Source organism: Rhizobium sp. BK008, from assembly GCF_014197345.1.
In the GTDB taxonomy this organism is placed as follows: Bacteria; Pseudomonadota; Alphaproteobacteria; order Rhizobiales; family Rhizobiaceae; genus Rhizobium; species Rhizobium anhuiense.
In genome coordinates, this window is the sequence record NZ_JACIFK010000004.1 from 168439 (window position 1) to 188881 (window position 20443).

General features: G+C 59.7%; 27 protein-coding genes and 2 pseudogenes. 16 read left to right on the plus strand and 13 right to left on the minus strand.

The window, feature by feature from the left end; translation table 11 throughout:
* Positions 1-35: 35 nt before the first annotated feature.
* Positions 36-989 (plus strand): NmrA/HSCARG family protein, encoded by a 954-nt coding sequence (locus tag FHT69_RS18600; protein WP_183905775.1) that lies wholly within the window; start codon positions 36-38, stop codon positions 987-989.
* A 60-nt stretch (positions 990-1049) separates the two neighbouring features.
* On the opposite strand, the gene FHT69_RS18605 is transcribed toward FHT69_RS18600, so the two are convergent.
* Entirely contained in the window at positions 1050-1970 is a 921-nt protein-coding gene (locus tag FHT69_RS18605; protein WP_183905776.1) for a LysR family transcriptional regulator, read from the minus strand.
* A 108-nt stretch (positions 1971-2078) separates the two neighbouring features.
* On the minus strand, positions 2079-3116 hold the full coding sequence (locus FHT69_RS18610; protein WP_048338313.1) for a LacI family DNA-binding transcriptional regulator: 1038 nt from the start codon (positions 3114-3116) through the stop codon (positions 2079-2081).
* A 561-nt stretch (positions 3117-3677) separates the two neighbouring features.
* On the opposite strand from FHT69_RS18610, the gene FHT69_RS18615 reads away from it, so the two are divergent.
* Positions 3678-5183: a DegQ family serine endoprotease gene (locus FHT69_RS18615; RefSeq protein WP_183905777.1), complete on the plus strand. Its 1506-nt coding sequence runs from the start codon at positions 3678-3680 to the stop codon at positions 5181-5183.
* 140 nt (positions 5184-5323) lie between these two features.
* Here the strand turns inward: FHT69_RS18615 and FHT69_RS18620 are convergent, their stop codons facing one another.
* Positions 5324-5716, minus strand: coding sequence for a hypothetical protein (locus FHT69_RS18620; RefSeq protein ID WP_097630590.1), 393 nt, complete (start codon positions 5714-5716; stop codon positions 5324-5326).
* A 52-nt stretch (positions 5717-5768) separates the two neighbouring features.
* Entirely contained in the window at positions 5769-6173 is a 405-nt protein-coding gene (locus tag FHT69_RS18625) for a hypothetical protein (protein WP_028757658.1), read from the minus strand.
* Positions 6174-6376: 203 nt separating this feature from the next.
* On the opposite strand from FHT69_RS18625, the gene FHT69_RS18630 reads away from it, so the two are divergent.
* The 7 genes from FHT69_RS18630 to FHT69_RS18660 all read left to right on the plus strand — a co-directional run bounded on the left by FHT69_RS18630 (position 6377) and on the right by FHT69_RS18660 (position 9060).
* Complete coding sequence (locus FHT69_RS18630; protein ID WP_028757657.1) at positions 6377-6676, plus strand: hypothetical protein; 300 nt, start codon at positions 6377-6379, stop codon at positions 6674-6676.
* A gap of 112 nt (positions 6677-6788) precedes the next feature.
* Positions 6789-7052, plus strand: a complete 264-nt coding sequence (locus tag FHT69_RS18635) for a DUF1488 domain-containing protein (RefSeq protein WP_047614145.1) — start codon at positions 6789-6791, stop codon at positions 7050-7052.
* Between the two features lie 77 nt (positions 7053-7129).
* Positions 7130-7459, plus strand: coding sequence for a hypothetical protein (locus FHT69_RS18640; RefSeq protein WP_244604793.1), 330 nt, complete (start codon positions 7130-7132; stop codon positions 7457-7459).
* A 102-nt stretch (positions 7460-7561) separates the two neighbouring features.
* Positions 7562-7708 carry a hypothetical protein gene (locus FHT69_RS18645; protein WP_183905778.1) on the plus strand — a complete coding sequence of 49 codons (147 nt, stop codon included), beginning with the start codon at positions 7562-7564 and terminating at the stop codon, positions 7706-7708.
* A 324-nt stretch (positions 7709-8032) separates the two neighbouring features.
* Positions 8033-8269, plus strand: coding sequence for a hypothetical protein (locus FHT69_RS18650; RefSeq protein WP_018241121.1), 237 nt, complete (start codon positions 8033-8035; stop codon positions 8267-8269).
* Positions 8270-8406: 137 nt separating this feature from the next.
* Positions 8407-8589: a hypothetical protein gene (locus FHT69_RS18655; RefSeq protein ID WP_047614140.1), complete on the plus strand. Its 183-nt coding sequence runs from the start codon at positions 8407-8409 to the stop codon at positions 8587-8589.
* A gap of 270 nt (positions 8590-8859) precedes the next feature.
* Positions 8860-9060: a hypothetical protein gene (locus FHT69_RS18660; RefSeq protein ID WP_047614138.1), complete on the plus strand. Its 201-nt coding sequence runs from the start codon at positions 8860-8862 to the stop codon at positions 9058-9060.
* Between the two features lie 712 nt (positions 9061-9772).
* Here FHT69_RS18660 and FHT69_RS18665 read toward each other — a convergent pair.
* The 5 genes and pseudogenes from FHT69_RS18665 to FHT69_RS34575 form a co-directional block, all read right to left on the minus strand.
* Positions 9773-9958 carry a hypothetical protein gene (locus FHT69_RS18665; RefSeq protein WP_018241117.1) on the minus strand — a complete coding sequence of 62 codons (186 nt, stop codon included), beginning with the start codon at positions 9956-9958 and terminating at the stop codon, positions 9773-9775.
* A 180-nt stretch (positions 9959-10138) separates the two neighbouring features.
* Positions 10139-10567, minus strand: coding sequence for a hypothetical protein (locus FHT69_RS18670; RefSeq protein ID WP_028757021.1), 429 nt, complete (start codon positions 10565-10567; stop codon positions 10139-10141).
* 16 nt (positions 10568-10583) lie between these two features.
* Positions 10584-11380, minus strand: a pseudogene (locus tag FHT69_RS18675) (hypothetical protein); the annotation flags it as partial.
* A gap of 323 nt (positions 11381-11703) precedes the next feature.
* Positions 11704-12175: pseudogene (locus tag FHT69_RS18680) on the minus strand (terminase small subunit protein).
* Positions 12176-12234: 59 nt separating this feature from the next.
* Positions 12235-12360, minus strand: coding sequence for a hypothetical protein (locus FHT69_RS34575; RefSeq protein ID WP_280952222.1), 126 nt, complete (start codon positions 12358-12360; stop codon positions 12235-12237).
* A 136-nt stretch (positions 12361-12496) separates the two neighbouring features.
* Here FHT69_RS34575 and FHT69_RS34685 point away from each other — a divergent pair, with 136 nt between their 5' ends.
* From FHT69_RS34685 to FHT69_RS18695, 3 genes are all read left to right on the plus strand, one after another.
* Positions 12497-12646, plus strand: coding sequence for a hypothetical protein (locus FHT69_RS34685; RefSeq protein WP_245433267.1), 150 nt, complete (start codon positions 12497-12499; stop codon positions 12644-12646).
* Positions 12643-12966 (plus strand): BrnA antitoxin family protein, encoded by a 324-nt coding sequence (locus FHT69_RS18690; RefSeq protein ID WP_028757023.1) that lies wholly within the window; start codon positions 12643-12645, stop codon positions 12964-12966. Before FHT69_RS34685 ends, FHT69_RS18690 begins: the two co-directional genes overlap by 4 nt.
* Positions 12967-13230: 264 nt before the next feature.
* Positions 13231-14076 carry a dienelactone hydrolase family protein gene (locus FHT69_RS18695; RefSeq protein WP_028757024.1) on the plus strand — a complete coding sequence of 282 codons (846 nt, stop codon included), beginning with the start codon at positions 13231-13233 and terminating at the stop codon, positions 14074-14076.
* A 74-nt stretch (positions 14077-14150) separates the two neighbouring features.
* Here the strand turns inward: FHT69_RS18695 and FHT69_RS18700 are convergent, their stop codons facing one another.
* Positions 14151-14606, minus strand: a complete 456-nt coding sequence (locus FHT69_RS18700; protein ID WP_028757025.1) for a hypothetical protein — start codon at positions 14604-14606, stop codon at positions 14151-14153.
* 354 nt (positions 14607-14960) lie between these two features.
* On the opposite strand from FHT69_RS18700, the gene FHT69_RS18705 reads away from it, so the two are divergent.
* Both FHT69_RS18705 and FHT69_RS18710 read left to right on the plus strand, forming a co-directional pair.
* Positions 14961-15557, plus strand: coding sequence for an AAA family ATPase (locus FHT69_RS18705; RefSeq protein WP_028757026.1), 597 nt, complete (start codon positions 14961-14963; stop codon positions 15555-15557).
* A gap of 101 nt (positions 15558-15658) precedes the next feature.
* Positions 15659-16105, plus strand: a complete 447-nt coding sequence (locus FHT69_RS18710) for a hypothetical protein (protein ID WP_245433268.1) — start codon at positions 15659-15661, stop codon at positions 16103-16105.
* A gap of 106 nt (positions 16106-16211) precedes the next feature.
* Here the strand turns inward: FHT69_RS18710 and FHT69_RS34290 are convergent, their stop codons facing one another.
* The 3 genes from FHT69_RS34290 to FHT69_RS18725 all read right to left on the minus strand — a co-directional run bounded on the left by FHT69_RS34290 (position 16212) and on the right by FHT69_RS18725 (position 18130).
* A complete protein-coding gene (locus FHT69_RS34290) occupies positions 16212-16472 on the minus strand; it encodes a hypothetical protein (RefSeq protein WP_246780740.1) in 261 nt (86 codons plus the stop codon).
* Between the two features lie 364 nt (positions 16473-16836).
* Complete coding sequence (locus FHT69_RS18720; protein ID WP_028757027.1) at positions 16837-17181, minus strand: antibiotic biosynthesis monooxygenase family protein; 345 nt, start codon at positions 17179-17181, stop codon at positions 16837-16839.
* A 52-nt stretch (positions 17182-17233) separates the two neighbouring features.
* Complete coding sequence (locus tag FHT69_RS18725; protein WP_028757028.1) at positions 17234-18130, minus strand: LysR family transcriptional regulator; 897 nt, start codon at positions 18128-18130, stop codon at positions 17234-17236.
* Between the two features lie 222 nt (positions 18131-18352).
* Here FHT69_RS18725 and FHT69_RS18730 point away from each other — a divergent pair, with 222 nt between their 5' ends.
* Both FHT69_RS18730 and FHT69_RS18735 read left to right on the plus strand, forming a co-directional pair.
* Positions 18353-19516, plus strand: a complete 1164-nt coding sequence (locus tag FHT69_RS18730) for a mandelate racemase/muconate lactonizing enzyme family protein (protein ID WP_028757029.1) — start codon at positions 18353-18355, stop codon at positions 19514-19516.
* Between the two features lie 129 nt (positions 19517-19645).
* Positions 19646-20437, plus strand: coding sequence for an aldolase (locus FHT69_RS18735; RefSeq protein WP_028757030.1), 792 nt, complete (start codon positions 19646-19648; stop codon positions 20435-20437).
* Positions 20438-20443: the final 6 nt, after the last annotated feature.

Sequence of the window (20443 nt, forward strand, 5' to 3'; positions counted from 1 at the left end):
TCGGCGTCAAATGACAGGGAAAGGTTTGAAGCTCTATGTCCGCACATGAAAAGCCACTTATCGCGATTGCCGGCGCAACGAGCAAACAGGGGCGCAGCGTCGCCGCGACACTCCTTCAGAGCCAGCGTTTCCGGGTGCGTGCTTTGACCCGGACGAAGGATTCGCCCGAAGCGTTACGTCTGGAAGAAGGCGGCGCCGAGATCGTAGCCGTCCCTCTCGAACTTGGCCGTCAAAAGAACCTCGTCGCTGCCTTCCAAGGCGCCGATGGCGCATTTCTGATGACGCCGCCGATCGTCCCGCCAGCAACCATCGAGGCCGCTCTCGGCCGGCAACTGGCGGATGCCGCCGTCGAGGCCGGCGTCGGGCATATTATTTTCAGCACGCTTGAGGATGTCGACAAGATCACCGGTGGGACGAAGTATGCGCCGCATTTTACCGACAAAGCGCGCGTCGCAGATTATATTCGCAGCCTGCCGATCTCTCATTCCTTCGTCATGCTGGCATTCTTTTACACGAATCTTCTCGAATATTACGTGCCGCGCATGGAGGGCGATACGCTGCTCCTGCCGGTTTATCTGCCTGAAGATTTCCGAGCGCCCTTTGTCGATCCGCTGACGGCGACCGGGCCGGTCGTCCTCGAAATTTTCTCAAACCCCGAGCGCTATAACGGCAAAACGCTGCCGATCGTTGGCGACATCATTTCTCCGCGCGAGATGGTCGAAACCTTTCAGCGCGTGACCGGCCTCAAGGCCGAATATCGAAACGCTTTCACCCGGGATGGCCTGCTGCACTATTTTCCAGAGTTTGCGGCCAACGAACTTCTCGTTCGAGAGCTTCTGGGAATGGTCGAATATGCTGTCGAATATGGCTATTTCGGCAAGGAGCACAACCTCGATTGGAGCCGTCGCCTGAACCCCGACACGCTCAACTGGGAACAATATCTCAGGACGACGGGGTGGCGTGGCGATAAGCGGACTTTCGGACTTTGAGGCATGTCGCGCAAAGCAGTGCAGCGGTTTTGCGATAACGACATCTTTAAAAACAAAGACTTACGAGGGCCTGATTCCCGGCAATTTGGAAAGCTCGGCGACAAGAAAGTCGACGAGAAGACGGACACGGGCAATGGCCGCACGCTCCGGAACGATCAGCAAGCTAAGAGGAACCGGCGAAGGACGATAGTCGCCAAGCACGACCTCGAGCCTGCCGTCATCCAGAAGATCGTGGACCAGCCAGAGGTGTGTAGGACCAATGCCGCGTCCGGCGGCAAGGGCTTCGCGCGCCGCAAGCCCGTGATCGACGCGCAGCTTTCCACTGACCGGGATTATCAGGCTCGTGCCATCGGGAGAGGAAAGAACGACCCGATCGCTCCCCGCCACATTGGACATCACGACGGTTTCGTAGCGTGACAGATCGGCAGGGTGCTGCGGCCGTCCGTGAACGGACAAATAAGTCGGAGCGCCCACCAGCAGCCGATGGCTTTCTCCGAGCGCATGAAGTTTCATCGCGCTGTCCGCGAGAGGTCCAAGACGAAGTGCCACGTCAACACCTTCGCGAACCAGGTCGATGCGCTCGTCCGTCAGGTTGAGGTCGACTCTGATGTCCGGATGCTTGTCCTGGAATTCAAAGATGAGGCGCGTGACGTGCATCACACCGAGCGCAGCCGTACAAGAAAGTCGAACAGCACCGGCAGGCGCCTGACGGGCATCTCTCGCTTCTTCAGCGGCCTGTTCGACCAGGCGCAGTATCTGAAGGCAGTTCGCATAATAGCGACTACCTTCGTCCGTAAGGGTCACGCGACGCGTGGTTCGGCTGAGAAGCGGGACGCCAACAGCCTCCTCAAGTTCATTGAGGTGTCGCGTCACGGTGGATTGACCGATACCTAGCTCTCTTGCGACCATCGACAGGTTGCCGCGTTCGGCGACGCGGACAAATGTGCGCATTCTGTCGAGAGACAGTCCTGTGTTATCCATTTTTCAGCACAGTGATCATCATTCCATCCGTATAGGGAATAATCTGATCTGTGCCTAGTTCGCGCCTACGACAGGTCCGTCGCATTTCATTCGGCAGATCGGACCGGCTTAGCGCGTCGAGCCGCGCGGGATGATCGAGAAGCCGCAGTTGACCTTGTCTTCGCCTGGCGGTTCGTCGCGGATGGCGCGCAGCAGCATGTCGGCGACGCGATAGCCGATATCGTAACGCGGTAAGTGCACCGTCGTCAGCGTCGGCTCGGTGAAGGAAGAGAATTCCAAATCGTTGAAACCGCAGATGCCGACATCCTCCGGCACGCGGATACCGCGCGCTTTGCATTCGATGAGGACGCCAAGCGCCAGTTCGTCGCTCTGGGCAAAGGCGGCATCAATATCGGGCACGCGCTGCAACAGCCGGGAAAACAACTCCCTGCCGAGGCCGATGCGGCTTGCCGCATCCCCGCCGATGACGAGATCCGGGTTGAAACGCCCGGCTTCCCGCATCGCAGCCTCATAACCCTGTATGCGGCGGCGCGAGCGGACATCCCCGCCGCGGCCGATGAAGCCGATCCTTTCATAGCCCCTCGACAACAGGAAGCGGGTGGGTTCGGCGCCGGCGGCATGATGATCGAGGCCGACGACCAGCTTTTCCGGCTCCTGGCTGAGATCGGTGATATGGGCGATCGGACAGGCAGCATTGCCGATCAGCGGCAGAAGATCACTATAGGATTCGGCGCCGGCAATGATCACCCCGGCCGGCTTCTGTGTCAGGAAGGATTTCAGCAGGCCGGCCTCGCCCTTGGCATGGTGCAGCGTACTGGAATATTGAACGGTGAACTCGGCGTCGCGGAAGCGAGTCTCGATACCGATCATCAGGTCGGCGAAGCCGTATTGGTGCAAAGCGGGCGTGATGACGCCGACGACGCCGTTATGGCGGCCGGCGAGCGCGCGAGCGGCGAGATTGGGGATATAACCCATCTCGCTCACCGTACGCAGGATGGTCTCGCGCAGATCCTCCGAGACGATTTCAGGATTGCGAAGCGCGCGCGAAATGGTGATGGGGCTGACCCCCACCTTTTTCGCCACATCGCTCAACTTCACATGCGCGCCGCGCCTGGCCTTCCGCCCCGGCCCCACTGACTTGCCCATCATCCCTCATATGCTGCACGCGAGACTCACCTGCCTTCGATTCGCGATTTTCACTTTCTGAAGAAGAAATAATTTAGAGTCTACTAACATTTTGTATGAGCAACAGGTTCCGGGGAAACAACGTCCAGAAACAGCAGCAGGATTGTCCGTCGGCAAATTACGGGCATCTGCGGCGATCGGATCACCACTCCCTGGAATAAGTCCATTTATTTTCGAATGAAAATGTCGCGGAGGATACTCGGGCGCGGCAAAACCGGCCGGAATTTCCGGAAGCGTCAGCCAGCCCGAAAGCATCGGAGCGAAGATTAAATCCCCGTCATATCTTACAAATCGGCAATATAAACATGATCAATATTTAATTTGTAAATCCGCTGGCCGCGATCATATGAATCCCGAGCGCGAATTCTTCCATTCGCCCGGTCGCCGTCCCCCCGACGACTGCGCTGCGATGAAAGCAATTGGCGCCAAACGCCATCCGACGCCAGGTCCCAGGACATGGAACCACGACGCCATCCAAAACCAACGCTCTCGCAAGGGACCACCGTCCAAGGGATCACCGCCATGTCACCTATCCTCCACAAACATCGCACCGCAGCTCTTGTCGGGGCCGCCATCATCGCTGGCGCCGCATGCCTGCCCTTTACGATCAATTCGTCCAGCGCCTTTGCCGCGCCTTCGGATGCCGGCGGCGTTCTCGCCCCCAGCGGTTCCTTCGCCTCCATCGTCGATGCCGACAAGCCTGCCGTCGTCACCATCACCACGACAATGAAGGCGACCAATGTCAGCGCCGATCAGCAGGAGTCGCCGATGGACGAGCAGTTCCGTCAGTTCTTCGAGGATCAGGGCATCCCGCTGCCGCGCCAGGCGCCGAAAAACCGGCCCTCGCAGCAGGCGATGGCGCTCGGCTCGGGCTTCATCATCAGCCCCGACGGCGTGATCGTCACCAACAACCATGTCATCGACAATGCCGTCGACATCAAGGTGACGCTCGATGACGGCACGGAACTGCCGGCCAAGCTGATCGGCACCGACCCGAAATCCGATGTCGCCGTGTTGAAGATAGAGGCGGGCAAGCCGCTGCAGACCATTGCCTGGGGTGATTCCGACAGGTTGAAGCTCGGCGACCAGATCCTGGCGATCGGCAACCCCTTCGGCATCGGCACGACGGTGACGGCGGGCATCGTCTCGGCGCGTGGCCGCGACCTGCACAGCGGGCCTTATGACGATTTCATCCAGATCGACGCGCCGATCAACCACGGCAACTCAGGCGGGCCGCTGGTCGACCGCAGCGGCAATGTCGTCGGCATCAATACCGCCATCTATTCGCCGAACGGCGGCAGCGTCGGCGTCGGCTTCGCCATTCCTTCCGACGAGGCCAAGGCAATCGTCGCCAAGCTGCAGAAGGACGGCTCAATCGATCACGGCTATCTCGGCGTGCAGATCCAGCCGGTCACCAAGGATGTCGCCGATGCCGTCGGCCTCGATAAGGCAGGCGGCGCGCTGGTTGCCGCCGTCACCGCCGATACGCCCGCAGCACGTGCGGGCGTGAAGCCCGGCGATATCGTCACTTCGGTCGGCAGCGAGACCGTCAAGACCCCGAAGGACCTGTCGCGGCTGGTGGCCGACCTTTCGCCGGGCGCCAAGGAAGCCCTCAGCATCTGGCGCGACGGCAAGACGATCAATCTCGACGTCACCGTCGGCACCAATGAGGCCGGCCAGAAACAAGCCGCAGCCGAAAGCCCCGACACTCAAGGCCAGAGCAGCGGCCAGCCGAGCCTCGGCATCGGCCTTGCCGACCTCACGCCCGACGTGCGCCAGAAGCTCAACCTGCCGCGCTCGATCAGCGGCGCGGTGGTCGCCAACGTCAACCCGGACAAATCGGCCGCCGCCGCCGGCATTCAGTCCGGCGATGTCATCGTCTCGGTGAACGACAGACCGGTCCACAATGCCCGCGACGTCAAGACCGCGATTGCGGAGGCCGGCAAATCAGGCCGCAAATCGGTGCTGCTGCTCGTCGAACGCGACGGCGACAAAACCTTTGTCGCCGTGCCCTTTACCGCGGCCTAAGATGGCCGCGACGGCAACAAGACCTTCGTCGCCGTGCCGTTTGGGGCTGCGTGAGGTCGCCTGAGCTGTGCCATGAAATGAGAAGCCTGCCTGGAGCGGGCTTTTCGACGGACCGGCAGCCCGCTCCGTTCCATTTCCGCTCAGGGAGATTTCAGCTTCGTCGCCTTGGCGCGAATGCGGGATTTGCCTTTTTGGCGGTTTGCCTCTTGCTGCTTGATCGCATCGGATTGGCTGCGTTGCGCGGCCTCCAATTGCTGCCGCGTCGGCAGATCATGCTCGTAAGTGGGAGCGCTGAATGCCGTCGCGTTGTCGAAGGGACCCTTATGCGTGCGGGCCACGCCATAGGCCTGGTCATCAGGGCTATCAATCCCCTGCTCCGCCGACGGTGACCGGGCGTGACGGGCCTGGCTTATCAGATCGTCGGCAGTCGGGCTGACCGATGCGCTTTTGCGCACGGCGGTGATCTTGCGTTTCCCGATCCCGTCCCTTTGATCGGCGTGATTGCGAGGCATGTCTTCTTCCTTGTTCGTCATGTCATCGCGACGATCGACCGGGCTAGCCGGGGGACGTCGCGGCAAGATCCGTTCAGGGGATCTCGAACACGCGTTCAGGCAGTCTGGTCTTGGGAAAACGGTAGCCCAATGGCCGTAGCGATGCGGTCGTGGGCCCAGGCGCCGTATAGCGCGCGATCCGATAGGCTTTCGTCGGGGCGCCGCCGTCATCCTGCCATCTTGCAAAAGAGCCATCCTCCATCGCCTGAGGAAGCGGACCGGAACTCAGCTGCGTTGCCAGATACATTTTCAGAGCCGATTTCAGCGCGGCCTCATCGACGATGCCCGTCTGGAAACAATGAATGAGAAAACTCGTCGCGCTGATCTCAGCATCATCGGCCGCGTAAGTTTCGCCGCCGCGAAAGCCGGCCTTTCGCAGAATGCGATCGAGCATCCTCAAATTGTCGATATCGAAGAATTGATCAGATGTGGAAGACATGGCGTCCTCCTTCGTTGGGGCTAGGGTTTACTGGCGCTAGTATTCACTGGCGCGCCCCAAGCAGCGGTGCCCGTATCGTGCCCGCCGATGGATCAGCTTGCGCTCTTTGCCACCTGACCGCAACCTCATTCGCCAATAGCCATTGATGTAGCCATTGATAAAGCCGTGGCGGAACCCATTTTAGATAGAGGAGGATACGCATCATGCAGTTCAACGATGAAGCGACCCTCACAAAGCCGTCAGCAATGGCGGTGGAAAGACGTGCGCTCGTCAATCACCTGAGAGAAGCGATCGCGCGCCTAACGCACGGGCTGGCAGCAGCAGGTTTGGTCGAATTCGTGCCGCCTCTGCTGGAGATCAACAAAGTTCTCCACGATATGACGGACGAAATCTCCCGTGCCGATTCTCTCTATTCGGATGAGGTCATCACGGGCACGATGCGCTTGATCAAGACATCGGAAGCCTTGCTTGAAAGCCGGGTCATCGTGCAGACCATCCATTAAGACCTGCAGACGGCCGGACAGGCCGGCAGGCTGATCGCCATCGTGCATCCATTATCATCGCCAGGCCCGAGGTCCTCACATCGGCTCGTGCCCACTTCCAAGGACAACCGCAATGGCACTTATTTTTCCCAACAGAAGCCGTAGCTTCGACGAAGCCAGAAAAGGTGTCCGCTTCACCGGCTATGACGGCATGTTCGAGGTCAGATTTCTGGTCGAAGACGCGGCCCTCGGCAGCGCGATCACGCGAGACTCCTCCGAGGCCGCCTACCTCAATGCCTTCGATGCCGCGCGCTCCTCGATTCAGGAAGCCGCATCGAGAGTCTATCAGCATCGGCGTGGCAACAACTTCACGCTCAGGGCCGAAGATTTTCGCTAATCGCTGGAAAGCATCGCGCCGGCAAGCTGAAACGGCCATCGTCCTGGTGTTGCCGGATGACTGGGGAAGCAAAACTCATGGTCTCGACCCGATACCGCCCGAAAGACCTGAAGCTGGCACGTCGCCATGTCGTGAAGGCCGCGCGCCGCGTTGCCGATCAGGAAACGGTGGTCAGGAGACTGTCGCTCAAGGGCAGTCCCGCGGGACCGGCCTACGCGCTGTTGGGCAGGCTCTATGACGATCAACGGCGGAAATTCGATCGGCTGAAACTGATCGAAGCGATGGTTGAGGTAAAAGCGCAATCCTGTCCGGAGGCGCCCAGCCGCCCGGACATGCCCGCGCCGCGCTGTGCGATCGTGCGCCTCTTTGCGATCTCAGCCGGACCGCCACTTCGCCACGACTTGTAGCGCCGACGATTGGAGCCCATATCTGCTATGGCGGCAGTTTGTGAACGGGCGCTGCCACCAGGGGTCGTCAGAGTTCCCCAGCCCCAACCAAGGGAGGGCATGATGCCTTCCACGGTAAACATTCATTCCTGGAAAAGCCTGGCCCGGCATATCGGCGAGTTCAGATATCTCGACTTTCTGGTGAAATTGACGCCGGCAATCAGCCTGGCCTTTATCGTTTATATCGTTTTCAAGGGCGTCTTCCTGTAGGCACCGGAACGACCAATGACGGACAGACACGCCGTTGTGCCTGAAGACGGCTCTCTCCCCGATATCCTTCGGCATTCCGATTGAGATGGTATCGGGGCGGCAAGTGGTTTAACATGCGGCCGTTCAGACCCGCCGCGCCTTGATCCTTGATTCGTAAGGCGGCGCTGCTGCATGATATATGGAACTCCAGACAGACACCCCAGCTAAACGCTGTCCGATACCAGCCTTTCCCATAGGGGCGCGGATTGCTTGATGCATCTTACCGACGTGGCCTGCTGAACCGGCACCGCGTTGAATGCCACGCGACCACCCATAGGGAAAACGATGACAGACGCACCCGAGAATGAAGCGCTTTTCAACATCACCGGACACTATGTGCAGGAATTGAAGGCCGTTCTTCAAAGCGAGAGCATTGTCGAAGGCACCGACTACGAAAACAGCGCCTTCAACGAGAAACGACGGGCGGAAGGACTGCACCTGCTGCGCTTCCACAAGACCGGCACGGCAGCGCAGGCGACGCAGATCTGGGAAAAACATATGACGGCCCGGGCGCATCGATAGGGCGGACGAAGCCAAGTCTTCGACGGACACCGAGTTGAGATTGCCGGTTCTCCGATCCCCGATCCGGAGACGATAGGTGCTGGTCTGCGCCGACATGGACTGATGGCCAGCCCAACATTTCCAAGGAAGGAAAAATCATGACCAATGACAAAGCGAATAAGGTCCAGCCCGCCAAAGCGGCTACGACTGACGGCCCCTACGATGTCATCTACTTCGCGAAAAAACACCGCATTTCCAACGAGGATGCCAGGACCATCATCGAAAAACACGGCGCCAATCGCAAAGAAGCAGACAAGGCCGGCCGCCGCATCAGCGTCTGACCAAAGACAACCTCGGAGGCGCCACCTCTTATCGCAATCCGGCCTGCGGCAGCCTCCGATGCCACGATGCAACATCAGCGGACGAATTAACCCTACTGGCTTACCTTAATATCAGCGCGCGCTTGAATACGTGGCGGCCTATGCCATCGTATTCTTACGATAGTCATTCTGGTCCCCGCGAGCGACGCTCCACCGGGACCAAGGCTTGGTTCTTCCGGGGATCGGGCAACTGACGCATAGGGCGCAGCAACATCAAATGGAGGGTATGCCATGAACAACGTATTGGAATTTCGTGCCAAATGCCCGCATGCCGAAAGCCTTTCCGACTGCCGGGAAGCACTTGAACCCGCCGTCATGAAGATCGTCAGCGACGCCGTCGGCAGGGGATACACGGCCGCGGAAGCCGCCATGGTGGTTGCCGATATCGCCGACGATTACATCCTGATGCTGTCGCGCCAACTGCGGCACTGATAGGCGACCCCCGCGCAGCTGTGCCGTCGTGAGCCATTTCACATGCGGACGTCGACACAAACACACACACCTGCGTCTTCGAAGGGCTGAATCTCCAGACGCCGATGACGAACGACAGACGGATTCGCCCGCTGGCGATCGCCGAGATGCAAAGCCTCATCCGTCATCCCGTTGATATCAGTGGACCGCGCAGCAACTGCAGGGGTAGCAGTGGGTACAGGAGACGAAACCTACCGCGCGATCCGCGGGCAAAACCCCCGATATTGGTGGAAGTTCCCGGCAGAGATCCGACACCACACCCCCCGGGAAAACCGACAGAGGGATAATAGACAACCTGTCCGGGCAAGACGGCAGCCGTCATACGGACAGGCTCCGGCCGGGCGAAAATCGACGGCCACATCCCGCGCCAACAAAAACCCCGCCGGAGCGGGGCTTTCAGCGGAGCGAAGCGGAACGAGCCGAACAACCGGCTCATGTGCAAGCAAGATCGCCCATTTCAAACCCAGGCAACAATACCTCTTTCGCGAGCGTTTGCGGCACTGCTCTGTTCCGCTCAATCTTTGAATCATTGCTGTAATGCCGCGTGAAACAATCAGATGCGCCGTCCCCTTCTCACGTTAAAGCGGCTCAGCCTTGATGAAAGCCGAACCGCTCCAACCTTTGTTTTACGCACTTCCCGACGGAAACCGCTTCGCAGTTTTCCCGAAATTCTCTAACGCCACCTTGGCTGCCGTGGCGGAGCATTGGCCTGGATTTCATGGAGCGGCGCCCGAGACCCGAGAAGTTTCTTCAGCTTCTTCTCCTCCGCCGGGCCGATCCCAAACTTGCGGCAATGCTCGGCAACATCGTGCTCTCGCGGGCCGGGAATGCGAACTTGGCGATTGCTCATGGTTTTCATGGCCGTTTCCTCCTGAGAGGAAAACCAACAGGCCGCCGATTTGTTCGTTAGTGATGTCTAAAATTAAGGGTTTTGCTTGGTTCGATTTGGCAACGTAGCTCCGCCGACCAAAAAACGGCTGCTTGAGGCGTGCTGCGAGTGCGATGGAGTGCGAAGCCGCGGACAATCGGCGCCCTCAACTCAACTGATCTTCAACCAATGTCGCAACGCCGCCACCGCGCCATCGCTCGCATAGGCAATAATGCCGCCGATCGTCAGCCCGGCAAAGGCGATCAGCCCGGATAAGCCGTAACCGATCGATTTCATCCGTTTCCACTCTTCAAGCGCCGGCGCGACCGTCTCCTGGTTCTTCTCGACGGTCTCTTTAAGGCTCTTGATCTCCTGGCGGATCTGCGCATCCGCGCCGCCGCTGATCGCCACGCTGGTATCGAGATGGGCGATCTGTCTGGCTTGCTCATCGAGCCGCGCGTGGATCACGGCGCGGCTGTCGTGCGCGTTGGTCTTTTCGTCGCTGACCTCCCTGCGCAGAAGCGCGACATTGTCCTCGATGCCTGTCAGCCTGCCCTCGACACGCCCGAGCGCGCGGAGGATATCGTCATTGGATGTCATCGCTCTCGGTGCTCACCTAGGGATAAAATTTCAGCTTTTCGGACTGGGGAATGCCATTGGCGACACCGTCGATCACAGCGCCGTAGGGATGAACGCCATCCGGCGTGACGCTCGGGCGCACGATGGAGCCGACCGGTAGCACCGTGGCGCGCGGGATCGAGATGGTAATCGCATTGCCGGAGATGCTGCCGATCGAGGTGGTCGACAGGCGGGCAATGCCATCCGGCCCGGCATAGGTGTTGATCTCCTGCTCCGGCGCGAAAATGCTGGCATCCGCCACTTCGATAGTCGTGTAGGTCACAACCCCGTCCGTTCCCGACTGCACCGTCACCACGGTGCTCGGCAGCTCCAGCATGCCCGGCCAGACGCCATCCCGGAAGCCGGAAACCCATGCCGCGTAGGTGTCGATCGCCTCGTCGCAGCAAGCATTCGTTTTCGCGAGAATGTCGCTACGAAGGCGCCATTTGCCGGAAGCATCCGTGCCATCTGCCGGCCACGTATTGTTGGCCGAAAGTTTTGATACTCCGCCCGGAGATAGAGGTCGTTGGCGCTGACCGTGCCTGTTGCCGGCATGGTGGCAGATCCCGCGAAATTGTAAGTGAAACTGTTCGGCCCGGTGACCGTGATGATCACATTGCCGTTACATTCTGTCTGCGTGGCGCCGGAGATCGAAACCGTCTGCCCCGTCGCCAACCCATTGATGCCGGAGGCGATCGTTGCGGTGGCCAACGGTGCCGACTGATGTCAGCGGGACTGTGCGGGTGGAGACAGTGCGGCCGAGCAGCGGAAGGCAACGATCTTGACGCCGGAATGCCGCCGCCCATAACTGGACGGAGCGGGCATGGCGAAGCACCCGCTTCCAGTCGGAGACGAGTTGCATGGGAAGCTCCAGATCGTGATGGAAAAGAAAAACGCGCGCCGAAGCGAGCCGTTGCCAAGTGTTGCAGTTCCGCACTCGACTCATCGCTGGAGCGGTGTTTCAGTAGCGACGCCTAAAGTTTGGAGTTGGCGATGTACTACGAGTGGAACGAAGCCAAAGCGAGACGACTGTATCTGATCAAGTTCGCCTCGGTCTGGCTGGCTGCTATCTCACTGGCATTTTTTCCCGTCTGGTGGCTAGTACAAGAAACCACGTTCTAGCCCGTCAAGGCGCGGCCGTGCCGCGCAAGACAGCCATCGCCATCGATATCCCTTCGACATGTTCCGGTCACGCCATGATCGAGCTCGACCTTGGCCCCATATTTCTTCGGCTTCAGCGTCTCGGCGACCCATTGGCGGGTGGCGATGCGCAGCTGCGACCGCCGTATCGCCTCGCCATTCTCCTGCCAGCCGGTGGTCTCGCCGGCGGCATTCTTCTTCTCGATCCAGTCATTGCTGCGATCGTCGGCGATCTCGACCATCTCGTCGACGAAATCGTCGGCCAGGAGCTCGCGCGCCAGGGCGTAGCGTGCCCGAAACGCCGCCTTCTCCTCGTCCGCCAGCCAGGACAGCACGGTCGATTTCGCCGGCATGTCCTCGTCACGGCAGATCGACCGCAGGCTTTCTCTGTCGGCGATGCGCTCGCAGATCTTCTCGGCGATCGCCTGACTGAATGATCGGTCTTCCCATGAGGCGCTGCCGCCGAATTCTCTAAAAAAGCGCGACGATATTGGATGCCGTGGTCCCGGTCAGCGCCACGACGCAATGGCAACGTCGCCCGCCGTGCCGATATCAAGCGCACGCGCACCGACGATGGCGGTATCGTTCGGCGTCACCACGGCGGCCCGCGAGGCCGGAGCAATCGAGGCGAACATTGCTGTTCTCATGACGTCGCGAATTAATGTACATACAAGTGGTGAAAATCACCTGGGACGAAGCAAAGAGGATCGCCAATCTTCAGAAGCTTGGCCTCGATTTCGGAGACGTGTATTTCTTCGACTGGAAGATGCAGTGATTACGCCAGCCACGGCGGCCGCTTCAACGCCATCGGCTATTGAGGACGGAACCGCCGTCGTCGTCTATGCGCTGCTTGGCAGCGAGGCCGTTTCGCTCATCAGCTTTCGCCCAGCCAGCAACAAGGAAAGCAAGGTGCTTTCGTGACCGCTAAATATCCCGTCAAGAAGGAATTTCAGCCCGGCCATGGCTACTCGAAAGAGGATTGGGATGCAGTCGATGGTCCCGAACTCACCGATGAGGAGCTTGCATCGACCCGGCCGGCGGTAGAGATCCTTCCGGATGCGTTTTTCGACCATGTCGACGAGATACGCAGAGGCAGAGGCCGACCGACGCTCGAACAGACGAAGCAGACCATCACCATCCGGCTCGATCCTGATGTGATCGCACACTACCGGTCAGGCGGAAGAGGATGGCAGAGCAGGATCAACGATGATCTGAGGAAGCTGTCCGGACTTCAAAAATGACCGGTCCGCAAGCCTTAGCCAGGCGCATACGACAGGAGAGCGTTGCCGATTTGGTGGACATCCCCCTGGATTCAAATCTCGCAGCCTGGATTTACGGTAGTCATAAACGACCTGCCAGGGGGTGATCAAGCGCTTCTGGCCGCCACGCGCGGTAATTTAATCCAGCCAATCCAACCCAATCGGCAGCCGAACGCCACCCGCTTTGCGCGCCTTCAGGTCCGGCGTATAATCTGCAGGCTGCTGATCCAACGTTGGAGAAGCTCAGTGAAAACCACGAGACTTTTTCTTTGCCTTGCCGCTTTTCTCGGCGTCACGTTCGCCGCAAACCCGGCTGATGCCGACGAACTGGTTCACTTCGAAAGCGCGCCCGTCAAGCTAAGCCCCTTTCGAATAAGCAAGGCGCGAGAACAGGGAGAAATTCTTTCGCAACCGCAAGGTACGCCCCTGCGGGGATATCTGTCCCGCCCCGGCGGTGATGGCCCTTTCCCGGCGGTCGTCGTCCTGCATGGATGCGAGGGTATGCGTCTGAGCATCAAGGAGCTTTGGCCGAAACGACTGGTCTCATGGGGCTACGTCGTGCTCGTTGTCGATAGCTTCACCACCCGCAATATCAGCGATCCGTGTCAAAGCCATCTCCCCGATCGTGTCTTCGACGCCTACGGCGCTTTGAATTTTTTATCGAAACAAAGCTTTGTCGATATCAGGCGCGTTGCCTTGATGGGCTTTTCAACTGGCGGCACGGCGACGCTGGAGGGAACGAAAATCGAAGGCAACGAACAGCTGATGGACCGCAAATTCACCGCGGCGGTTGCCTACTATCCCCTCTGTGCGGCAACGCAGGGCGATGCGACGGTGCCGATCTTGATTTTAACCGGCGATCGAGACAATTGGAGCCCGGCCGAGCGATGCCGGAAGAGGCTTGCCAAGATGAGTGACGATAGCCTGCCCATCGAGCTCAATATCTACAAGGGCACCTACCATGATTTTGACGCCCCGGAGTTCAAGGTGGGAAAAAGGGTGTTGGGTCACATCGAAAAATACAATCCGGACGCCGCAGGAAAATCCATCCGCAGCGTTCGCACATTCCTTCAAACCTACCTGACGAACTAAAGCCGGAAGTCTGTCTGCTGTAGCATCCACCCCAGGCCGCGCGCCTCGGATCCATGCGCGCTATCGTCGAGGCGCTACCGTAAAAACATGGCATTGAGACGCTGTTGCAAGACAGGAGGTTCGCCGGACATTCGAACCTGGCTGAGCGCATATCGCATGGCAGGCGTGAACGGCAGCCGATGTTGTAGATGATCCAGCAATTCATCCGACATCATGTCTTCGAGCGGACCGGCGCCCAACTGGCCGAGCGCTTGCTCGTGGCCGGGCAATTCGGCTTGATCGACAATGGCGAGAACCCGCTTCAGCACGATCTCTTTCGGATCGTGCAGCAAAATCGTCGACCAATACCATTCGCCAGGATTCGCGAGATAGCCCTCTACAAAGGCTTCAGCGGTAAGGGGTGGCTTTCCGTCAGCCATCATATCCGGCAGCCAGGTCTGATCTGATGCAAGTGCATTGCGTGTGAACGCGTCGACCGGTGGAGTGTCGGCGCTGCGTTTTCCCAAGCGCGGTTTGCTACGGTTTCTCATGGTCGCCTTTGGGCCTTCTGCTCCCACGGCATACCCTACGGCCGCTTGAGGACTGACGTCTCGACCCATACATTCAACAGGCCTTTATGCGTGCCGCCATCTGCGACCACCACCGTCATCCAGGCGCTTGGGCTCTGCAAACGCACGCGACTACTCCCCCAATCAACGCCTTCAACCCTGTCGGCACCGTAGTTCAGATGCGAGAGAAAGCAAGGCAAGGGCCGGCGTCAGTCTCTGCTCACCATTGGGAAAGGCGGACTCTTCAGCACTGCGCCATAAGTGCTCATTGCAGCATTCGGTATATCGCCTATTCTGCGCCCCACGTGATCCCTCGGCATCTGAAGGCATAGGATGATGCGTATCTTTATTTTGCTGATCGGTTTTCCGGGCGTTGGAAAACTGACGATCGCAAGGGAGTTGCAAAGCCTGTCCTCGGCGAAAGTCATCGACAATCACTGGTTCAACAACCCGGTTCTGCGTCTCCTGGACGATGATGGAACGGGCCACCTTCCTGAAGGAATATGGGATTATACGGGACGAATTCGGCAAACCGTGTTGGATGCAATTGCCGAATACACCGGCCCTTCCGCTAACTTCATCTTCACGCATGCCGGCCGGGATGGTGATCAGCGCAGTCTTCGCACCTACCAGCAGTTCGACGATGCCGCTCAACGCTGCGGGGCTGTCCTGGTACCCGTGAGACTGCTCTGCGACGAAGATGAGCTGGCACGCCGTATCTCCATGCCCGCGCGCCGCAACGATCTGAAAGCGACCGATGCGCAAGCCTCCAGGGAGAGAAGCCGGCGGGACAAGGTTTTTGATCCGAAGCATCCCAACACCCTGGTCTTGGACGTCACATCCACGCCGCCGCCAGAGAGTGCAGCCGCAATTTGGCAGCACGCTCTAAAGTCACTTGGCAACAGCATCGAGACCGCCCCGTCAAACGTTTAGTTGAATGTCCACGGAAGGCAATTCGAAGCAACCAGCTACGTGGGTGTCATGGGAGTCGATACTCAAGGCGCCGTCCGACACCTAACCGCAGGAACTGAACATTGACACAACCCGCAACCGATAAGGTCCGCTTCGAATTTGTTACGCAATGTCCAAGGGATGATGGCTGCGGCGTTTTCGTCTTGCAGATGTTGACGGGCAAACCCTACGACCAAATTGCCAGCATGATCGATTGGGGCGTTCAGACCAATCATTACACAACATGGAAAGAACTGCGCGGCGTCCTGAGCGCGTTGGGCTGGCGGACTGGCGGATTACGCAAAGCCGAGAGTTGGGACGATGTTTGCGGGGTAGCGGTAGTCCATGTCGAAGGAGACCACTTCATCCTCTATGACGCCGATAACGGCATCTTCTATGATCCTGGGCAACCAGATGGCCCCAATCTGCATAGCCGCCTCGTTCCTATGAGCTACCTTCCGGTACAATGCCCGTGGCTGATGGAGCCCAGCTTGGATCCTCGGCTCAAGCCCGATGAAGACGCAGGGTGAAGTCGAGACCCTGCCCCCCGACCCGCCTCCCGCGGAGATCCTCGCCGGCCATCTCAGTCACATCCCCATCGGATCAAAATACCGGATCGCGTCAGCGATTGCGTGCCTAGGGCAGTTCACCAAGCACGACATAGGTTCTTGCGCGCAGTCCGATCTTCACAAAGCCTGCAGATTGACCGCTGGCGCAGGCGTGCGGCGCAAAACCCTTCGGCAACATCTCCTCGGCCGATGAGGAAATCTCGTGCCTTGCCAAGACGTCAAGCTTTTGGGACCGTTTGAACGGGGCGAACTCGATTGTTTCCTTCCCAACGAGCACGAATGCAAAATGGCCCTCATCCGCAACGTAGTTGTTCGCGACGAGATACATGTTCACTCTGGCGGCGAACGCGTCTTTGGAAGACAGTCGGTCTTGGTAAGGCTGAAGCAGGCAAACCGCCTGAGCATCAAAGGACGATAGATCCGACAACTTCGCTGCTTGGCCAATTGATGTTCCTAAAAGTCGCATCACCCAAGGAGCCGGCATTGGCCCACGGCCCGTAAACAATCCATGCCATCGAACCTAATAATCCAATAAGCCTCACGAAGTTCATCCGCGCCCGTGCCTCCTGCGTCGACACTCGATACAACCCTGTGTTGGCAATACAGGCAACAGGCCCCTTCGCGCCCCCACCCTCCGTCATCCCAGGCCTCGAGCCTGGGATCCATACCAGCGGCCGATGGCAGGGCAAGGATCATCGCAGCTTGGCGGCATCCGCTTCGAATCCATAAGCTCTTTGAACGAGGGCGACGCGGATTTCATAGCGCCTATACCAGTCAGTCCGGGCCCGGCGTTGCGCCTCGACGTGATCGATAACCGCTTTCCAGGCCCGGATGCTTTCCTCGTCCCGCCAATAAGAGTTGATGATGCCGAAACCGTCGGCACGGCGGGCGCTTTCGAAACCCAGGAAGCCGGGTTGCTGCTTCGCCAGCTCCACCATCGCAGCGCCGACGTCGCCATAGCCGTCTTCGACCTCGGTTCGTTGCGATGAGAAGCAGACGACGTAATAGGGTGGCGCGGGCAAGGTAGCGATCGACATGCCAACCTCTCGTTGCTGATCCACACGGATCATTGCACCATGCGCCGTCAGGTCAATCCCTGGTGCACACCAGGGTCCAGAAGCTCTCTGCGATTTCGGTCATGCGCGCCCGCGGCCTCATCAGGACGATCTGCACATCGACGGCCAACTCCTCAGACCCGGCGAAGGCGAGCCTGCCGCCGGGGCCTGTCTCGTCGCTTGCAAGGCTCAGCGGAATCCAGGCAACGCCCTTTGCCTCGATCGCCAGCGCCTTCAGCGCCATGGCGAGGTGTGAGGTGAACACCGTGTCGAGACGCAGCGACTGCATGCGCGACGCAAGGTTTGCAGCCAGGATGCGCCCCATGCCGGACTTTTCTTCGAAGGCGAGAAGCGGAACGCCCGTCGTCCCGGAGAGGCTGTAAAGCGGCTCTCCGTCCTTCTTTCGGGCGCAGACCGGGACGAGCCGGTCGGCATCGAGCACGACATGGCGATAATTTTGCATGTCCAGCCGGATGCCGCTGTGTTCCTGGTAATGACACAGCAGGAACTGGGCCCGCCCTTCCAGCATGATCTTCTCGCATTCGTTCATATTGTCCGAGAGCAGCCGGATGGGCATGGCGGCGGCGCTGTGCCCCAACCCTTGAATCCAGGAGGGGAAAAAGATGAAGGAGAGCGCGTGGGTGGCCGCGAAGGTGACGGTCGATGTCGCCGCCTTGATCTGCGCGAGATCGCGGGCGGCGCGTTCAAGCCTTGCGGCAATATCGCTCGCCGCCTCCAGCATCAGCTCTCCCGCCGGCGTCAGCTTCAGCCGGTGTGTCGAGCGATCGACCAATTCCCACCCGCACCATTCTTCCAGCGCCTTGATGCGACGTCCGAAGGCGGGCTGGGTGATGTTGCGCCGTTCCGCCGCTCTCGAGAAGTTCAGCGTTTCGGCAAGAGCCTGGAGGTCGGCGAGCCATGCGGTCTCCACGGAAGGTTTCCTTTGACGGTTGCAGTGCCATGTCAACACTGAAAAGACGGCATGGCGCCTGACAAATCAATGTTTCTTTGCGGTTCCCTGCCTGTTTGCGCAAAGTGATGATGCCGAAACGGCACTGATAGAACCCGCATCGGCATTGGACGCGCCGACCGCCGCGCATCAAAATGAAACCATCGTCATCAGCCACCTTCGGCGAAGGGAATGGAACCTGCCATGCGCATCATCGACATCTGCGAGGTCACGAAGCCGATCGCTTCACCGATCCGCAACGCCTATATCGATTTCAGCAAGATGACCGCCAGCCTGGTTGCCGTCGTCACCGATGTCGTCAGGGATGGGCGCCGCGTCGTCGGTTATGGCTTCAACTCCAACGGCCGCTACGGCCAGGGCGGCTTGATCCGCGAGCGCTTCAGGGACCGCATCCTCGAAGCGGCGCCGGAAAGCCTGATGAACGAGGCCGGCAGCAATCTCGATCCGCACAGGGTCTGGGCGAGGATGATGGCCAACGAGAAGCCCGGCGGTCATGGCGAGCGCTCGGTCGCCGTCGGCACCATCGACATGGCGGTCTGGGACGCGGTGGCCAAGATCGAGGGCAAGCCGCTGTTTCGTCTTCTCGCCGAGATGAAAGGCCGGGAGGCCAACCCGAAGGTCTTCGTCTATGCCGCCGGCGGATACTACTACCCCGGCAAGGACAACAGCGCTCTGCGGGCGGAGATGCGGAGCTACCTCGACCGCGGCTATACCGTCGTCAAGATGAAGATCGGCGGCGCGTCGATCGACGAGGACCGGGGCCGCATCGAAGCCGTGCTGGAGGAGATCGGTTCGCAGGCGCAGCTTGCGGTCGACGCCAACGGGCGCTTCGATCTGGAGACCGGCATCGCCTATGCGAAGGTGCTGCGCGACTATCCGCTGTTCTGGTACGAGGAGATCGGCGATCCGCTGGACTACGCTCTGCAGGCCGCCATCTCCGAATTTTACGACGCACCGATGGCGACCGGCGAGAACCTGTTCTCCCATCAGGATGCCCGCAACCTGCTGCGTTACGGCGGCATGCGGCCGGACCGCGATTACCTGCAGTTCGACTGCGCCCTTTCCTACGGCTTGGTCGAATATTTGCGCACACTCGACGTGCTGCGTCAGTTCGGCTGGTCGCCGTCGCGCTGCATCCCGCATGGCGGCCACCAGATGTCGCTCAACATTGCCGCCGGGCTCGGCCTCGGCGGCAACGAAAGCTATCCCGATCTGTTCCAGCCCTATGGCGGCTTCCCCGATGGCGTCGAGGTGATCGATGGCCATATCCTGATGCCCGAGCTGCCGGGTATCGGCTTCGAAGGCAAGTCGGAGCTGATCAAGGTCATGCGCGAATTGGCTGAATGAAAATATGCCCGCCCTGCCACAGGATATGAAGCGAACCATCTTTGCGCCCAGCCGGCTTGATGCCAGACCAATCCGGGCGTAATCCAGAACACAGCCCCTCTCCTTCCGACACCAATCCGAGACGACCCCATGGCGCACTCCCTCAACACAGCCCCATCGCCCGCCGGCGGCCCCAATCAGCCGAAACTCGATACGGATGACATCTGGCAGGCTCGCGTCGATCTTGCCGCCTGTTTCCGGATGGCGGCGCAGCTCGGCATGGAGGAAGGGATCTGCAACCACTTCTCGGCCGTCGTTCCCGGTTACGACGACCTGTTCATCGTCAACCCTTACGGCTACGCGTTTGCCGAGCTGACGGCCTCGATGCTGCTGATCTGCGATTTTCACGGCAACGTCGTGTCGGGCAGCGGCCAGCCCGAGGCCACCGCCTTTTACATCCACGCCCGGATTCACAAGAACGTTCCCCGTGCCAGGGCGGCGTTCCACACCCATATGCCTTATGCCACCGCCCTTTCGATGACGGAGGGCGATCCGCTGATCTTTGCCGGGCAGACCGCCTTGAAATTCTACGGGCGCACGGCCGTCGACCGCAACTATAACGGCCTGGCGCTCGACGCGCGCGAGGGCGACCGGATCGCGGCTGCGATCGGCGATGCCGACATCGTCTTCATGAAGCATCACGGGGTGATGGTCTGCGCACCGAATATCGCCGAGGCCTGGGACGACCTCTATTATCTCGAGCGCGCCTGCGAGGTGCAGACGCTTGCGCTCTCGACCGGGCGCCAGGTCCTTGCCGTCGCGCCGGAGATCGCGCAAGCGGCGTATCGGCAGATGCGCGAAGGCGACCCGGAATCGGCCAGGCTGCATCTGGAGTCGGTCAAGCGCGCGCTCGATCGCAGCGAGCCCGAATACAAGCGCTGACACCGC

Bases quoted from the DNA above. Each gene is read 5' to 3' on its own strand.
- FHT69_RS18600 (WP_183905775.1), top strand. From the start codon at position 36: ATGTCCGCACATGAAAAGCCACTTATCGCGATTGCCGGCGCAACGAGC.
- FHT69_RS18605 (WP_183905776.1), bottom strand. From the start codon at position 1,970: ATGGATAACACAGGACTGTCTCTCGACAGAATGCGCACATTTGTCCGC.
- FHT69_RS18610 (WP_048338313.1), bottom strand. From the start codon at position 3,116: ATGGGCAAGTCAGTGGGGCCGGGGCGGAAGGCCAGGCGCGGCGCGCAT.
- FHT69_RS18615 (WP_183905777.1), top strand. From the start codon at position 3,678: ATGTCACCTATCCTCCACAAACATCGCACCGCAGCTCTTGTCGGGGCC.
- FHT69_RS18620 (WP_097630590.1), bottom strand. From the start codon at position 5,716: ATGACGAACAAGGAAGAAGACATGCCTCGCAATCACGCCGATCAAAGG.
- FHT69_RS18625 (WP_028757658.1), bottom strand. From the start codon at position 6,173: ATGTCTTCCACATCTGATCAATTCTTCGATATCGACAATTTGAGGATG.
- FHT69_RS18630 (WP_028757657.1), top strand. From the start codon at position 6,377: ATGCAGTTCAACGATGAAGCGACCCTCACAAAGCCGTCAGCAATGGCG.
- FHT69_RS18635 (WP_047614145.1), top strand. From the start codon at position 6,789: ATGGCACTTATTTTTCCCAACAGAAGCCGTAGCTTCGACGAAGCCAGA.
- FHT69_RS18640 (WP_244604793.1), top strand. From the start codon at position 7,130: ATGGTCTCGACCCGATACCGCCCGAAAGACCTGAAGCTGGCACGTCGC.
- FHT69_RS18645 (WP_183905778.1), top strand. From the start codon at position 7,562: ATGCCTTCCACGGTAAACATTCATTCCTGGAAAAGCCTGGCCCGGCAT.
- FHT69_RS18650 (WP_018241121.1), top strand. From the start codon at position 8,033: ATGACAGACGCACCCGAGAATGAAGCGCTTTTCAACATCACCGGACAC.
- FHT69_RS18655 (WP_047614140.1), top strand. From the start codon at position 8,407: ATGACCAATGACAAAGCGAATAAGGTCCAGCCCGCCAAAGCGGCTACG.
- FHT69_RS18660 (WP_047614138.1), top strand. From the start codon at position 8,860: ATGAACAACGTATTGGAATTTCGTGCCAAATGCCCGCATGCCGAAAGC.
- FHT69_RS18665 (WP_018241117.1), bottom strand. From the start codon at position 9,958: ATGAAAACCATGAGCAATCGCCAAGTTCGCATTCCCGGCCCGCGAGAG.
- FHT69_RS18670 (WP_028757021.1), bottom strand. From the start codon at position 10,567: ATGACATCCAATGACGATATCCTCCGCGCGCTCGGGCGTGTCGAGGGC.
- FHT69_RS34575 (WP_280952222.1), bottom strand. From the start codon at position 12,360: ATGTTCGCCTCGATTGCTCCGGCCTCGCGGGCCGCCGTGGTGACGCCG.
- FHT69_RS18700 (WP_028757025.1), bottom strand. From the start codon at position 14,606: ATGAGAAACCGTAGCAAACCGCGCTTGGGAAAACGCAGCGCCGACACT.
- FHT69_RS18705 (WP_028757026.1), top strand. From the start codon at position 14,961: ATGCGTATCTTTATTTTGCTGATCGGTTTTCCGGGCGTTGGAAAACTG.
- FHT69_RS34290 (WP_246780740.1), bottom strand. From the start codon at position 16,472: ATGTATCTCGTCGCGAACAACTACGTTGCGGATGAGGGCCATTTTGCA.
- FHT69_RS18720 (WP_028757027.1), bottom strand. From the start codon at position 17,181: ATGTCGATCGCTACCTTGCCCGCGCCACCCTATTACGTCGTCTGCTTC.
- FHT69_RS18730 (WP_028757029.1), top strand. From the start codon at position 18,353: ATGCGCATCATCGACATCTGCGAGGTCACGAAGCCGATCGCTTCACCG.
- FHT69_RS18735 (WP_028757030.1), top strand. From the start codon at position 19,646: ATGGCGCACTCCCTCAACACAGCCCCATCGCCCGCCGGCGGCCCCAAT.